This is a genomic window from Planotetraspora thailandica (assembly GCF_016863335.1).
Classification (GTDB): domain Bacteria; phylum Actinomycetota; class Actinomycetes; order Streptosporangiales; family Streptosporangiaceae; genus Planotetraspora; species Planotetraspora thailandica.
On sequence record NZ_BOOR01000101.1, the window covers coordinates 1 to 15,032 of the forward strand.

The window sequence follows — 15,032 nt, forward strand, 5'->3', positions numbered from 1 at the left end:
TCTGCTGCGCCAGTACTTTCCCAAGGGCACCGACCTGTCACGATGGAGCGCCGAGGAGTTGGCGGCCGTAGCATTCGCGCTCAACACCAGACCCCGAAAGACCCTCGGGTGGAAGACACCGGCAGAGGCCTTCAGCGATCATCTAAAGTTGCTGCTGACCAGCAGTGTTGCGACGACCCCTTGAACCCAAGTTGCGCCCCGTGATCGGAATGGAAGACCGCCCCGGCCAGGTCCCCACCCCGCGTGGCGGCCGCTGCCCGCAACGCGTCGGCCACCAGTTCGGTGCGCATATGGTCGGCGATCGACCAGCCTGTCAGCCGGCGTGAATGCAGATCCAGCACGGTCGCCAGATAGAGAAACTGCCCGTCCCCGACGGGAAGGTAGGTGATGTCACCCACGTACCGCTGGTTCGGCGCGTCCGCGGTGAAGTCCCGCTTGATCAAGTCGGGCACCTGCTGATGTGACGGCTCGGGCACCGTGGTGCGAACCTTCTTCCGCAGATGCAGCCCGATGATGCCGAAGACGCGCATGACCCGCGCGACCCGCTTGTGATTGATTCGCCGACCCCCGTCGCGCAGCTGCGCAGTCATCCGCGGGCTCCCGTAGGTGCCGTCGAAGTCGGCGTGGATCTCGGTGATCTCCGCCGCGAGCGCAGCATCAGCAGCCGCCCGCGCGGCCCTGGCCGGTGCGGCGGCCACCCACCGGTAAAACCCCGAGCGGGACACCTCCAGAACACGGCACAGTCGCTTCACCCCGAAGGCGTCACGGTGATCAGCAACGAACTGGAAGCGACTCACCAGTTCGTCTCCCCGGCGAAATACTTAGCCGCCCGGCGCAGGATGTCACGCTCGAGCTCCAACTCCCGGATACGGGCCCGCAGCTGCTTGTTCTCCTGATCCAGCCCGACCTCAGAGCCTTGCGAGCCCGTCGCAGGCTTGCTCACCGGACTTGCCTTATCCGCGGCCGCACCGGCCGACTGCGCCTCGCGCACCCACAACCGCAACGTCTCGGCATTGACACCCAGATCCCGGGCCACCGACGCATACGTCCGCCCCGGATCCGATAGATACAACGCGACCGCATCCGCCTTGAACTCCGGCGGATAGGGCTTCATCGCCACTAGGAACTCCTTGCTCTCCAGATCCCCATGATCTGGCACTCAAGGTGTCCACACCTCGGGGGGAGGCCCCGGGCGCACTCAGTCGGAGCTCTGCCGCCGGGGCGCAGACCCATTGGGCACCGGTTTGGGACGTGATGCGGACGCTTGCCGGACTGCATGGTCCAGAGCACGTGCGGCTTGTCGTCTGGTTCTATTGATCGCGGAATGGGCGCGCGTGACCGGGGCACCGCTCAAACAAGATCCCCACGGCGTTGACCTCGGAGCACGCAAGCCACCGCCCTGCTCGACCCGACGGCAGAGTCACGGTGAGGGAGCCAGAGTGGGGGTCCCGACGATACGAGTGAATTGCAGTCCCGCCGAAGCGTTCCACCCGAAGGAGACGACGACGTGGCTGGTTGGTCGGCAATGGCAGGTACGCACCAGTTCGTCGTGCCTGATGACGCTCAGGCCCAGGCGCTGGGGCAAGCGTTGGCAGCGCATGGGTTTGCCCGAGTCACTGCACGGCCGTCGCCCTCAGGCGGCTGGCGGGTAACCGCCTTCGACGAGGGACCGTATGCTGTCGACCCCATGGGCCACCGCATGATCGAAGCAGTTGGCCGTGCCGCTACTGCCGTTGCCCGACAACACGGTGGATACCCCGAGGGCGGAAGTCGCTGCGACGTCAGCATGCTGCCTCTTCTCCGCGACGCCGATGCCCCGATCGTCTGCACCAACCCCGGTGCACGCCCCCCGATCCCCGCCATCGCTGTCGTTGCCGCGCCACCACCAGCGCCGCTGGCGTTGACCCCTGACACCGCCCAGGACGTGCCCATCGACCTGTCCGGGCTGGACGACATCCCATGGGTCGACCTGGGACACGCCCATGGTTCCGCCGCGGACATCCCCGAACTCCTGCGTGCGCTGGCAGATCCGTTCGGTGGCTGGGACCAAACCCTCGGCGAACTATTCGGCGACGACCTGCTACACCAGGGATCCTGCTATTCGGCTACCGCGCCCGCGTTGCCGTTCCTCTCCCGCATGATCGTCTCCGGGGCCTTGCCTGCCAAGCAGCGACTGGACCTCTACGTGTGGCTGCTCATCGCGGCCGGTCGATGGGCCGACAGCCTGCTCGGCGACGCCGATCGTGCCGTGGCCCAGGGCCGCTGGCCTGAAGCCGCGGCATGGACCGAGGTCGTAAACCTCGCCGTCGGCGAGCAACTGCCAGCCCTGCTGTCCCGTTGGGAAAGCGAGCCTTCCGCGGTGAGATTCGTGCTGGCCTGCTTGGCCGGGCTGTATCCCCATCATGGACGGCAGATCAGCGATCAGATCACTCTCATGGCGCAGGAGTTCAACGGCACTCAACCAGGCGCGTACCTGCTACTGGCCGAAGCGCTCGTGCACACCCGAGACGACCAGGCCTTCGCAGTCGCGGCGGACATCATCGCCTGGGAAACCGACCATGACCCCGGCTGGCTGGATGGAGACGGTCTCACGATCGCGGTCAAAGCAGGCCACGTCCTCGCCGAAGGTGCACTTGGCGCCCTCAGTAACGCCGAATAGCGCGATACCCATGCTCCAAACCAGCCTGGACCAAACCCAACCAGGAGCCTGAGAAGGCCCCGCTCACTCCTCTCCCCGCACCACCACCCCCGAAGACTTCGGGCCTCCACGGGCCGGGTGGGTTGACCCGACTGCGGCCGCAGCTAAGGCGCTGGCCTGGATGTGGACCTACGCGTGGAAGTAACGTACCTGAATACGCCGCTGGCCTGCATTGATCGTCCATGAACTTCCACCAGTGTCGATGTCGACCACCAGCGGTGCCACGCAGTTGTACGCATTCGACCTCCGCGCATGGCGAGGATAGACAGTGAACCGCGCCGGGTTCGTGGAGCCGTGATGTACCCACATTCCGTGGAGCCGCTCTGGTCGACTTGTGCGCCATCGACCTCACCAGGGGAGCATGGCTGGACTCAACGCCGAGCGCACCGGGGGCTCACCGCAGGTTGAGTATCTCCAGCATCTTCTCCATGGGCAGGAGCGGGTTCTGGGCGGCCACCGGCGCGGTCTCATCGTCCGCGTACAACTCCAGTACGCGGTCAAGGGGGAGACGCGGGTCGCGCGAGGCGTTGCTCGAGGGGAACTCTCTGCTAAGCGCTTCGATCAGGGATGCCGGGGCGGTGGGATCGAATACGGCCAGCAGGCGCGTGTGCGGGTCGGGGGAGGAAGCGACGCGGGCGGCGAGACCGGCGTGCGGAAAGTTCCTGTGGTGGATCTGGTCGTACTTGGTGATGAACTGTGACTCGATGGTGGTGGACACCAGCAGTTCCCCAGGAGCGTCCGGGTGGTTTTCAGCGATCAGTAGTCGGACGATGAAGTCGTCGTCGCCGGCCAGTCGCGTCAGCTGGTCGGGTGGAAGGTAGGGGCTGTAGGCGGCAGCACGGCGCAACCCGAGATGGGCCGATTCTGCGGCCTGCCGCATGAGCCGGAGGTCGTCGAGGCAGTCGAACCACCACGCCGGTGGCCACACGCGATCGTGCGGCCTGATCGTGTAGTCGATCGTGGCACGTTCCTCCTCGGTGAGCAGCGGGTTCATTGAGGCGGCCAGCCGTACCGACGGCTCGGGGTCGTGACCGAGCGCAAGCAGCAGGTCGTGCGGAAGGTACCGGTTGGCGGCCACGGCAGCCCGGACGTCGATGTTGGGATCACTTGCCAGTCGCACGAAGCGGTCACTGGGCAGGGCGGCCGCTGACAGTAGCGTTCCCTGGTACCAGTCGGGCACGGATGGGTCGTCGACAAGGGCAGCGGCGACGTCGGGACGTTGCGGGGCTAGTCGCAGCATGGCGGAGCGGTGGACTGCCGGGTCGGGATCCGCGAGCAGAATCTGCCAGAGGTGCTCGGGCAGTCGGGGAGTGTCGGTCAGGGCCTGCCGAACGCCGGCATCCTCGTCGGAAATCAGCACTTCGTAGGCTTCGGGCGGAAGCGTCAGCCTCCCGCGTGCCGCGTCGGTGTCGCCTGCGGCGATGGTGGCCCGGACAGAGGGATCGGGATCGTAGACCAGACGAGCTCGTTGCTTGTCGGAAACGTGCGGGTTTTCGGCGAGGATCCGCCTGACTCTCGGTCGTGGATGGGCCACCATCGCGTCGATGAGCTCGACCGGCATATGCCTGCGAAAGTGGAACTCGAAGGCCGAGTCGGTGTCGAGCAGCTTGAGCAGGATGGGGATGGGTGCGCCCGGATTTCGGGCCAACCCATCCAGAGGCGTGGGGTACACCACCGCATTGTGCACCACCGCGCGAACCGGGCGATCTAAAGAGGTGTGCCCCGAGCTCCATAGAGCTGGTGAGATTCCCTGGACTTCGCGGAGTCTCCACCGAAGCCGGGGCGGTTCACAGTAGAGCCGTCCCCAATCGGTGTCTCTGGATTGCGGGGAGCAACAAGCAAGCGATCACTATCGAATGGATTTCCACGACCTACGCCTCGTGGTCGAGATCATCACAGCGACGGCTTTCCGCATCATCGCCATGATCCGTGCCGTTGCTGTACGTCATGCAAAAGGCCCTCCCGGATCATCCGAGAGGGCCTCTGAGCTGGAGCCGCCTAAGGGAATCGAACCCTTGACCCCTTCATTACGAGTTAGAACACGATCGTCCAGGGCCGTCCATCGTTGTCTCGTCAGCCCTGGTCGGCCGGTGTCGATCGGGTCATTCGGTCCAGCATCGTCCAGACTCGTCCATGGCTGTTGTTAGCATCCGCGTTAGCAAGATCACTCTCTGGATGCTCGTCGGGGTATCCGCTGTGCGGCATCGTCCCTAGGCCGCAGCACCGCGACAGCTGGGACAAAATTTCGGCTTGCGCCCCGGTGCTACCTGTCGTTCGAATTGCTGCCCGCATTTTTGGCAGGTCAGGGTCTCTGTTCCAGTGGCAGACGATGCCTTTGTTATGGATGGCTTTGACGGCCGAACTCCATCGAGCTTGGCTCGATAGCCGGCAAGACGGTCGGTCAGGTCTTTGACCGCCTCAGGTCGCGCCGCCTGGTCGCCGTAGAGCGCTAACGCGCGTTCAGTCCAGTGGATAGCCGCCACCCAGTCCTTGGCTTTCTGCTGCCGGATAACCATCTGGGTATAGGTCTCCAGCAGTGGGACCGCGCCGAACTTGGCGAGGAGACTCTCTCGGATGACATCCATCTCGGCGTCATGCTGACGGCATGCCTCGTCGTAGTCGTTCAGGGCGGAGGCGAATGCGTCCCGCGAGCGATACAATCGCCGTTCCAATTCGCAGAACATAAAATGCCGGTCTATGGGGTCAGGGTCGTGCTTCAGGAGTTGGCGGAGGCGCTTGATGGCCGCAAGGTGATCAGCGGGCAACTGGACCAGCCACGAGAGGTCGTAGGAGTCATCGGCTTCGTCTGTCACGAGAGCCTCAGACAATCCAGTGCGAAGCTGGGCTTGTACGGCTGGGGGCGGGGGCTCCCCAGCCGCAAGCCCGAAGTCCGAAGGATCATGAGAAAGCCAGACGCCGAGGAGCCCCGGTCCATCTGCTCGTCTACCGCCTCCGACGATGACACCGGATAGACCTATCAGTCGGCCTTCCCGGGCTTGCCGCGCCAATAGGCCGGCCCGATACTCCACCGCGTCTTCCCGGCAGAGGTAGCCAACGGTTGCTCCGTTGATCATCACCCGTATCGCATTAACGTCGTAAGGATTGTCCGTCTCCGCGATCATCACGCAGTGAACCTGCATACGGACACGCTCTGTGCTGCGACCACCCACCACACGCCACAACTGATCCTGGTAGTGACTCTCTCCAACCACCTCTAGGTCGTGACTGCCTGCCAAAAGCACGAAATCTGCCCCAGAGGACCGCTGCTGCGCCTCGCCCTTGGCCGGGGGTCGCGCGTCTGACCGATCGTCACGCTGTTCGCGGCCACGTAACCGTTGAAAGAGACCCATGCGGACCATAGTGCGCTGATTGCAGCGGTCTAATGGCGCCTTTGGCTCAATTGACTCGATTGCAACATGCCGCCCTCGGAGAGCGAAACCCTCCGAGGCGCCCAAGGGGCCGACGCGCTCACAGCAGAGGTCCGCCGAACACATCGCACACCACACCAGAAACAATCAATTAGGTACGAACAGGCCAAGGCGTTAACAACCACTCAAGTCTTTCCCTCGTGCAAAAAGGCGGCCTTGTCCGACGGGTAGCGGCGGAAGATCATCACGCACATATCTCCGTGTGCGCTCCACAGGCAGGCTTCGTCTGGGTTCTCTCCGTGTCGCCGCGGCTGGTCGTGGCCTGAGCGGCGGCCGTGCTCCTGCGCCGTCTGTGCTGTGCGCGCGAGGGAGAAACTTAACAAAGCAGGCCTGCACGCACTTATTCGGACGTTGTCGAGATGTGCAGGGTCGTCGTCTCCAGGCGGAAAGCAAGCTCCAGTCCGCTGTCGAGGATTGCTAGGACGTCGGTGTGATCGGCCGCGCGGACCCTCGCGAGGAGCACCGGGCCGGCGTACAGGCCGATGGGTGCCGGTTGCTGTGCACCTGGGGTCGACGTGAGCGCCAGGATGCTGCTATCGGCGTCCGTCGCCGGACTAAGAAGATCCAGTTCGATGCTGGTGCTCGCGGTCTCTAGGAGATTGCGTAGGAGGCTCCGGCCGCGAGTACTCGTGAGGTCAAGCAAATCGAGCATCTCCGACGCCGATGCCGAAAATCGGTCGCGCCACTCGGTCAGCCCCATCGAAGCGAGCCACTCATGGAGGTCGCCCTGAGCCAGGTCCTCGGGTATCTGCCGTGCGATCTCGTGGGCAAGTCGCCGCGATCGCAGACCATTCAGCATGAGACCGAGCGCCCCGCGGTCGTTGACTCCGTAGCGGATGAAGGGGCCGAGCTCAGGGCATAGCCGCCGCTCGCTCTCGGAGTCGATGAGGAAGGTGTTGGTCAGCTCAACCAATGCGCCCACCGTCCAGGCCAGGAAGTGTTCAAAGTGGCTGGTGACCGCGTCCACCATTTCCTCGATGCGCCGCCCGGCGTCGGTTATGGCTGCCAAGTGGGTCTCGGCGAGAGCGGCGTAGGTCAGGCCCTGCAGCCAGTCCAGTAGTACCTCGTGCGTCTGGACGGGGATGTCGGCACCTTGCTTGGTGATGCGGAACCGCCAGTGGGCGGTGTTCTCTGGCAGGGTGAGGAGGTCGGCGAGGATGCCCAACTCGGCGAGCAGCATGACGGCAGGCCCGGGCCGAGACAGTTCTTCCGCCTCTCCTTGCCCCATGTGGCGTATCAGATCGGCTACGCGCCTGGCGTCGGCGTCGATGACCTGAGCTGAGCCGATGCTGGTGCCGGTGCGTGGCCAGCGCCGTCTGGCCTCGGGCTCGGTACGCTGGTAGATCTCCCGTACATGGTGAGCGAGCGCTGTTAGCCCGGTCGCATACCGCTGGTCCTGCTTAGCGGCCAGCAGATCGCCGCTTAGTCCATTCACGTCGGCCTCGGAGGGGATGACGCCGCGGGACTCGGAATCGGCCAGGTAGAACCAGATGAAAGCGACGAAGTCAGCCGCCCGGCCGCTGGCTACGCGTATAACCGCGTCCTGGTCGGCGTGCGCCGCTGCCTCAAGAGCGAGGATCTCGTCGAAGGCCTGGTCGTCGGTCACGGCGGAGGAGACGGTGAGCTCCTGCGCCGAAGGCGCGAGATCAGCGAAGCCGTCCTGTGACGGCGGGTCGGCGCTCACCAGGACGATCCACCCCTCGGTCTCCTTGCCTGCGCGCCCGGCCCTGCCGACGGCGTTGACAAGGCGAGGGCCTCTGAGGCGCAGCTCCTGGTTCATCCCCTGGTAGTTCTCGTCATAGATCACCACGGTGTGGACCGGGAGGTTAACGCCGTCCGTCAGCGTGGAGGTGCAGGTGAGGTAGGGCAATATGTCCGCGCGAAGGGCGTCCTCAATCGCCTCGAGTACCTCGATCGGCAGGCCCGCGTGATGGAACCCGACGCCGTGCCGGAGTACCGCGACTAGAGGATGTTCATCACCTAGCTGCGTCTTCACGAAATCAGCAAGTGCGAAGGAGTCAGGGTGCTCGGGCATCTGAGCGGCGAGGGTTCGGGCGATCCGCTGCGCGGTCAGCCGTGTCGAGGTGACCACCAGCGCTGTCCCCGCATGGCCGAGAATGCCGATCATCCGCGAGGCGACCAGATAGTTGGGGTCCGACTTGTCTGAGTCCTTCGTGGTGCCGCTCGTCTGATCGGGGGAGTTGGCCTTGCGGACCAGGGTGCCGATGGGCTCGCGAATCTCAAGGCGAACCGTCCTGTTGTCGGAAAGCCTTAGCGCGAGCTTGCCTTTGAGTGGATTCGACAACCGGTAGGGCGATAGTCCCTTGCTCGGCCTGCTCGTCGTCTGGTCCCAGATCGGCTCGCTAGTAAATAGCGCGTACAGGCGCCGTGGCCCGCGCCACTGTGACTCGAATGGCTTCGCAGGGCCGTCGGGGTCGATCCACCGAGCGATCTGCGCCGCGTTGCCCATCGCGGCCGACAACAGGATGATCCGGTGCTCGGTGTCACGGGTTCGATGGTGCAGGTAGGCGATGGTCGTCTCCAGCGTGAATCCTCGCGAAGCCTCCTTTATCAGCTGCGCCTCGTCGAAGATGAACATCCCGAATCTATCCAGGACGCCCTCGGCGTCATGGCGGAGAAGGTGTTGCAGCCGCTCGGGCGTCATGACCTCGACGTCGGGCGGCGCATCCTCTGATCCCAACTCGGTCAGCAGGGCGTCCCAGATATCGCCGCCCTGTCGAATTACCTGGTCGAAGGTGGGAAAGTCGGGGCGGTCGGGGCCGGCCTCCTTCTGCAGCACTCTCAGCCTGCTGGCCATGCTGCGCCGAACCTCCCGGCAGAGACTCCGAGTTGGGGCGACGTAGCAGATGCTCTTGCTCGTCGTCTCCAGATATGAAAGTGCGAGGAGCTGCGCGACCATCGTCTTCCCGCTGCTGGTCGGCACGGAGAGCACCATGCGCCGAACCTGCGCACTGAACGGGGACGGGCTCGAGGTAAGCAGCTCTTTCTGAGGGTTCCACAGGGTCAGCACCGGAGGGCTGCCCATGGTGAAGGCATGACGCACGGCGTCAGGGAGGTCGGGCGGCAGCAGGTCCGGGCTCCACACCGACCCGGTGGCGGCCTCGTCGGCAAGGGCGAGCAGGTGATAGGCGACCCAGCGTGCGGGCAACTCGCCCTGCCCCCGCTGGCCGAGCGTAGCCGCGAGCAGTCGCTCCCGGGCCCGGCTGAGCCGTCCGACATCACCGCGGGCGAGGTAGTGCAACAGGTCTTCGCCCCCCAGAATCACCGCATGAGTCGTGCCGTACCCGGTGGTGGCGAGATCGGGCAGCTCCACCAGCCGGGCGATCTCATGCAATTCGCGCCGCCAGGAGGCAAACCTTGTGAACAGAGTCCTTGTCTCGAACCCGATCAGCGCCAGTCCCGCCTCCACCGCGAGCGAGTCAATGTGATTCAGGACGGGCGGATTCGACGAGATCTCGTCCTGCAGTCTGCGCATGATGGCGGTCTCGTTGGGATCCCGATCACCCCGCCGATATCCGATCCCCGCCGCGAATCCCAGGATGAGACGGTCGACGCGATCCCACCGAGGATCGGCCAGTGCCATGTCGAAAACATGGGCGCTGACCGCGAAGCACTGCCGCTGCCTGGCGACCGTGTAGAGCTGCTGTGCCTGGTCTACTGAGGCGATCGCATGCAGATACCAGGCGGTCTCCAGCAGGTCGTCGGGGATGGAGGTCTGCCTGCGGAATAGTTGTACCTCCGCATCGGCCAACCGTTGCTGGAGTTCCTCGGGACTGGGCAGACCATGTTGGCCACCTAGTGCTCCCGCCAGTAACCCGAGATTTAGAGCCCGGTCCATACGATCTTCCTCACCCGCTCAGCAAACGCCGCGAAGTCGCTCACCGCGACCATGAGAGCTTCCCGCTGCCCCTCGGCTGGAAACTGTGGGAACACCGGCGCGACGTTGGCGAAGAAAGGGTGATCATTCGGGGCGTACTCGGCCGAAGTAGCGACCGAGACACCGATGCCCGCTCGTGATGAGCCTGCAAGCCACAGGTTCACAAGGTCGCCGTAGAGCTGTCCCAATGATCCCGCCTGCTTGGTCCCGGGCCCGGTCAACATCGCCAAGTACCGGGCGCCGTGCGCAGCAAGCTGGTCGGTGGCGCGCTTGATCGTGGCTGAGATCGGGGATGCTGAGACGTGCTTCTTTATCTCCCATAGCCGGAACACCAGCGTGCCATCCGCGATCTCGTAGACCACGAGGCCATCTCCACCCGTGCCGGTCGGATCGCCCTTGATCTCCTCGGTGTGTACCAGCGTCCTCCCGTCGTGGCAGGATGTGCGGTCCTGGATGAGACGGTTCCAGAGCAACTCCGCCACGAAGCCCTGGATATGGTCGGCCTTCGCCTTGTCCCCATCGTCGTCAGGCAACCCGAACGTAGGCGCCACAAACACCGCTATCGCTTGGCGATCGAGGTCGCCTGTATCGGCCGACCCACCTTCTCCATCGCGGCGCTCGCGCCACCTAGCCAGAACCGGAGAGGACCCACAACGGATCCGCATCGCCTCGTCGGCGATCATCTGAGCAGCCTTCTCCAGATCGTCCGGGCCTGCTTCGAGTCCCCCCAACAGGTACGAGCAGCCGGCGCTCTCCGGCCATTGAGCGACGGCCAAGAGTTCGGTCATCGTCACAGGGACCGCTGCGATAGACGGACCGTCCCCATTGTCGACAGAATGCGCACTTTGCTCACCCGCAGGTTGGGCGACGGTACCTAGGGGTTGGACCGTCATGAGAGCTACGTCCTCCTTCACAAGAACTACGCCACCACGAGTGCGCATCGCTAGAACAAGTTTTACGCCCTGGGCACTCTTCCGTCACCGCGTCGCACCAGGCCCCGCGGCGGCCCTGTCGGCAGCATGGATAGCCCAAGCGAGGAGGACGGTCCTTTCCACGCGGACCATTGTGAACACCACGCTTGTCTGACGCCATGCGGTAGCAGGTGGTTCACACTGGCAGAGCATCCGAAAGGGGCGCGGCACGACTGATCCCTCCTGCATCCTGTGCCCGAAGCGTCTATCTCAGCTGTTCAGGACGTGCGGTTTGCGGATCGGCCGGAACACCGACCGTCTGTCAGTCCACCCTCTGATCCGTAGGAAAGGGCAGGACCCTCGTAGATGGCTCGCCGCCCTGCTCGGTCGGTGGATGCCGGCCGGTGGGGCGTGATGGTGTAAGGCGGCGTTGCTGTATGGGCTGCTGTACAGCCCCCGGGTCCGCTGACAAGGTTTGCTTGTGAACGGAGCCATGGAACTGGTCGAGCTAGATGATCGCTGGCTCCTGCCCTATCGAGGCATGCAGGTGATCCAAATCCGGGTCAGTTATCAGTTGACGCTGGACCTGGACAGCGGAGCTCAAGTCGACCTGGAGACCGAGGCGGTACTCAGTAGCGGATCGCTGCGTGCTCCAGACGTGGCGCGGACCCCCCTCACCCCTCAACGCCAAGACGTCGCGCCGGCTCTCGCCCTCTTTGGCGCAACGATCCTCTCGGCCGTCGTCTTCAAGTCCGGTGTACTGCGACTGGTCTTCCACACCGGGGCGCATCTGAACGCGAAACCTGATCCTCAATACGAGGCGTGGAGTGTAAGCGGCTCGGGTCCGGATAGCCTGCGCCTCGTGTGTCAGCCCGGCGGTGGCGTTGCCGTTGGGCAATGACGAGAGACCCCAGTTTGGAAGACTGTGGGCCATCGTCGTGTGACCTGCTGCCGACGCTATCCGTGAGTCCCCGTGAATGCCCGTTATAGACCGCCGCGTCTGGCACGACTGTGGCACATGGAGCTCTGGGCAGGCTGGTTCCAGCCGATACCCTTGGTTCGGTGACCAAGCGGTTCCAGGATGCCATGCAGCTGATGCGCCGAAGCGATCCGCAGAAGCAGGAAGACGGCTTTCACAGCCTTCGGCCCCATGCAGCCGAGCACGTTGAGGAACTGATCGCCGAGTTCCGTGCGGAAGATCGAGACCATGGCTTGCGGTGCTGGCTGCTGGAGCTGATCGCTGAAGCCCTGGCTCAATACGCGGATGAGCCGTTGCGCGAACGAGCGGCGCGGGGCTTAACCCTGCTAGGCACCAGGGAGGCTCGCCGACTGTTGTGGCGGGACCAGGCAAATCAGGCGAGATAACCTCGCCCTGGCGCTAGGGCTTGGCCTCGGACCTCTTCCTGCGGCGGTTAAACGGCGCGAAGGAACGTGGCTCTTTCGCGTATGGTCGGTCCCGTGGCCAGTGATCAAGAGCGAGACCAGCTCGCCGCGCAGCTCATGACGTTACCGGTCCATGAACTCGCCGATGTCCTGCGGCGCGTCCTGCCGCACTACACCGAAGAGAGCAACGGGCTACGAACGAGTCTGGTCCTGGCTACTGCGACCGAGTATGAGGACGAGCCGGACGGCATTGACGTCACTTTTGTTGCATGGCCTGATCGCGACTACTACGACGGCGGCCTGGGACCTGACCAAGGTCTGTGGGAGGGCGGCGACTGCGAGCAGTGCCACACGGAGGTGTCTTCGAACGCCAAACGTGCGTTCTGCCCGGTTTGCGGCTCGAGATGCGAACTGACCTGACCTGACCTTGTCTTGATCTCTCGCCTGCTGTCGACCCACCCGTAGCGGCAGCGGGCCGGCGAAGTGAGGCCAGGCCTCGAGTCGGCCTGTAGACCGGGTTCTGATTCTGCATGCTCGCTACCTGCACGGATTCGCTTTGAACCACTAACGACCTGCGAAAACGCTTCCGTTCGTTGCCATCGCTTGCCAGCATTTTCCGGTGTCCTGTGCCCCCAAAGTGCCCCCGCCTTCGCGACCCCCCGACGGCATATTGAGTGGCCGAGGTTGCCTGGCCTGAGTGATGCTGTCCCGGTGTCATCGTCCCTCACCGCGCTGGAGTACGAGCGTACGGTTGCTCTGTTGCGGGGCAGGCGTATCCAGAGGGTCATCTACTACCCCTTGATGAGCGGGGAGGATGGCTGCGAAGTCGAAGACTGGGACTTCGGAGCATGGCACCAGCCGACCATGGGCGTGGAACTGTTCACCGACGACGGCACTCGGTTCTCGGCCGTGTGGGGAAGCAACTTCGACCACTACGGGCTTGAGGTCTTCCCTGAGCCTATGACCGCTCACCTGGCGAGGGTCGGAGAACCAGGAGGGTCCGCGCAGGTGGACGTAACCGATCACGCACGCTGGGCAAGCTTGGTCGGCAGAAAACTGACCTCTGTTGACATTGCTTGGGCCGAAGGCCCCAGCAATAACGTCCAGGCGCCGGACGCCATCCGGTTGTGCTCACGGGAGAGGGCAGTGTGGATCGCCGCCGGCCGACCCGCGGCCTATCCACCAGGCGAGGCCTTCCACCTGGGCACCGACGATGTCATGGTGGTATTCACCGCGGAGCTCGCGACCAAGGTGGGCATCCTCCTCACCCGCTGAGTGGACCGCTTTCTTATCAGGGAACGGGGATGGATCCCTGATCTGCCCGGATACCTTGCTGACCAGCGTAGAGCGTCCATCATCGTCCTCCACTGTCCAGCGTCGTCCGTTGGCGTTGTCACGCAGTTCGTCACGCAAAGAGCGCGCCGGCACATCACCTTGGCTCTTGCAAACCAGCGCCGGTCGCAACGTAGAGGGCTCGCCGCCCTGCTGGCTGTACGGGCCGCTCAGTCAACACAGACGATGCAGGCGTTTACGCTGTCCAGGTGCGTCATCTGATCGAGTCATTTGCTCTGGGTGCGCTGCGGCGTGGTCGATCCATCGAGCAATTTCTTGGTGCGGTGAGGGAATCGGAGACACCTGGTGTTCGCTGGGTGGAGGTGGTGCCGGTTTCGGCAGGGTACCGGGTCGTCCTTCACACGGCCGAAGATGTCGGAGGCGAGCACTTTCGTGACCTCGTCGAGTTCCCGCCGCTCAGCCAGGGCGATGAAGAAGACTTCGGTCTGGAAATCGCAACCACCGTGGAAGCGCTTGATGCGTTGGCCATGGCGGAGGAACACACCGGAGCTGTCCGAGACCGATGGGTGAACCAAGGTCTCGCGCAAGACGAATACCTCGACTTCGTCCGGGCCGGCCGCCTGTATCAATCGCGCTCTCCGAGTTGCGGCTATCATCCACCTACGGCGGACGTCCCATCAGGTGACAACGCTGATCCGGCGCTCCGCGACATCGCCTGGGAGAAGCTGGCCCGGCACTACGAACTGTAGGCGCGGATTAATGTGCCGTCACAGCCCACTTGAGCAGGAGGGGTTCGGTGAACCCCGACCCCCAACTCGCCTCCCTCGCCTCTCCTCTTCTTTCCCTTCGCCCATCGGCGCCTGACGGTTTCCGGGGCTCATCGGCTCTGCTCGTGCTCATGGCTCTGACCGTCCACCAAGTCGGGAGACCTTCATCCGCACAAGCCGTAATCCCGTCAATCTGATGCTCACGCCGCTTGTCGGCGTGGTGCGCGCCGCCGCCGGCGGGACCGGCCGAAGAGCCGCAGCCCGCCGGTGGGCGGGCGCGCGGCCGCGATCATCGCTCAGGGCGTTCGGGCTGTTCAGGTGCTGTGGTCAGGGGCAGGGTCGAACTGCTGACCTTCCGCTTTTCAGTGCATGGATCATGAGCGACTGAGCTGGTGTTTGTACTGGTGGGGGCTATTGGAGGTGTGCATGGGAGTGCTTGGACGGGTGCGTTAGGGCACTGCGGGTGTCACTCAGTTGGACACTCAGACCGGGGGCCCTGCGACGCTCCGGATCGCGGACAGCACCACCCGTGTCATCGTCGCGGTGGAGATCCCGCTATGAATTCCGATAACCCGAGGACGGCCGGAGGTCCGCGAAGGCTACGGACGCCTGTGTGTCAGGGGAAGCCGGAGGACGAACCGGGCACCACGCGGC

The 15,032-nt window shown here is 64.2% G+C and carries 11 protein-coding genes and 2 pseudogenes; 7 read left to right on the plus strand and 6 right to left on the minus strand.

Annotated features, from left to right (window positions below; translation table 11 throughout):
• A partial coding sequence (locus tag Pth03_RS40605; protein WP_373318688.1) for a transposase occupies positions 1-184 on the plus strand: 184 nt, incomplete at its 5' end.
• Positions 185-191: 7 nt separating this feature from the next.
• Here the strand turns inward: Pth03_RS40605 and Pth03_RS40610 are convergent.
• Together Pth03_RS40610 and Pth03_RS42740 are read right to left on the minus strand one after the other, a co-directional pair.
• A pseudogene (locus Pth03_RS40610) lies at positions 192-913 on the minus strand (IS3 family transposase); the annotation flags it as partial.
• 12 nt (positions 914-925) lie between these two features.
• Positions 926-1,120, minus strand: a pseudogene (locus Pth03_RS42740) (transposase); the annotation flags it as partial.
• A gap of 666 nt (positions 1,121-1,786) precedes the next feature.
• Here Pth03_RS42740 and Pth03_RS40620 point away from each other — a divergent pair.
• Positions 1,787-2,659: a hypothetical protein gene (locus Pth03_RS40620; RefSeq protein ID WP_203949860.1), complete on the plus strand. Its 873-nt coding sequence runs from the start codon at positions 1,787-1,789 to the stop codon at positions 2,657-2,659.
• A 433-nt stretch (positions 2,660-3,092) separates the two neighbouring features.
• Here the strand turns inward: Pth03_RS40620 and Pth03_RS40625 are convergent, their stop codons facing one another.
• The 4 genes from Pth03_RS40625 to Pth03_RS40640 form a co-directional block, all read right to left on the minus strand.
• On the minus strand, positions 3,093-4,370 hold the full coding sequence (locus Pth03_RS40625) for a hypothetical protein (RefSeq protein ID WP_203949861.1): 1,278 nt from the start codon (positions 4,368-4,370) through the stop codon (positions 3,093-3,095).
• 538 nt (positions 4,371-4,908) lie between these two features.
• Positions 4,909-5,511 carry a hypothetical protein gene (locus Pth03_RS40630; RefSeq protein WP_203949862.1) on the minus strand — a complete coding sequence of 201 codons (603 nt, stop codon included), beginning with the start codon at positions 5,509-5,511 and terminating at the stop codon, positions 4,909-4,911.
• Positions 5,512-6,466: 955 nt separating this feature from the next.
• Complete coding sequence (locus Pth03_RS40635; protein WP_203949863.1) at positions 6,467-9,898, minus strand: DEAD/DEAH box helicase; 3,432 nt, start codon at positions 9,896-9,898, stop codon at positions 6,467-6,469.
• Positions 9,899-9,969: 71 nt separating this feature from the next.
• Complete coding sequence (locus Pth03_RS40640) at positions 9,970-10,812, minus strand: hypothetical protein (protein ID WP_203949864.1); 843 nt, start codon at positions 10,810-10,812, stop codon at positions 9,970-9,972.
• A 616-nt stretch (positions 10,813-11,428) separates the two neighbouring features.
• On the opposite strand from Pth03_RS40640, the gene Pth03_RS40645 reads away from it, so the two are divergent.
• From Pth03_RS40645 to Pth03_RS40665, 5 genes are all read left to right on the plus strand, one after another.
• Positions 11,429-11,836 carry a DUF6188 family protein gene (locus tag Pth03_RS40645; RefSeq protein ID WP_203949865.1) on the plus strand — a complete coding sequence of 136 codons (408 nt, stop codon included), beginning with the start codon at positions 11,429-11,431 and terminating at the stop codon, positions 11,834-11,836.
• A gap of 161 nt (positions 11,837-11,997) precedes the next feature.
• A complete protein-coding gene (locus tag Pth03_RS40650) occupies positions 11,998-12,300 on the plus strand; it encodes a hypothetical protein (RefSeq protein WP_203949866.1) in 303 nt (100 codons plus the stop codon).
• A 93-nt stretch (positions 12,301-12,393) separates the two neighbouring features.
• Positions 12,394-12,738, plus strand: coding sequence for a hypothetical protein (locus Pth03_RS40655; protein WP_203949867.1), 345 nt, complete (start codon positions 12,394-12,396; stop codon positions 12,736-12,738).
• Positions 12,739-13,029: 291 nt separating this feature from the next.
• Positions 13,030-13,593 (plus strand): hypothetical protein, encoded by a 564-nt coding sequence (locus tag Pth03_RS40660; protein WP_203949868.1) that lies wholly within the window; start codon positions 13,030-13,032, stop codon positions 13,591-13,593.
• A gap of 266 nt (positions 13,594-13,859) precedes the next feature.
• Complete coding sequence (locus Pth03_RS40665) at positions 13,860-14,360, plus strand: hypothetical protein (RefSeq protein ID WP_203949869.1); 501 nt, start codon at positions 13,860-13,862, stop codon at positions 14,358-14,360.
• Positions 14,361-15,032: the final 672 nt, after the last annotated feature.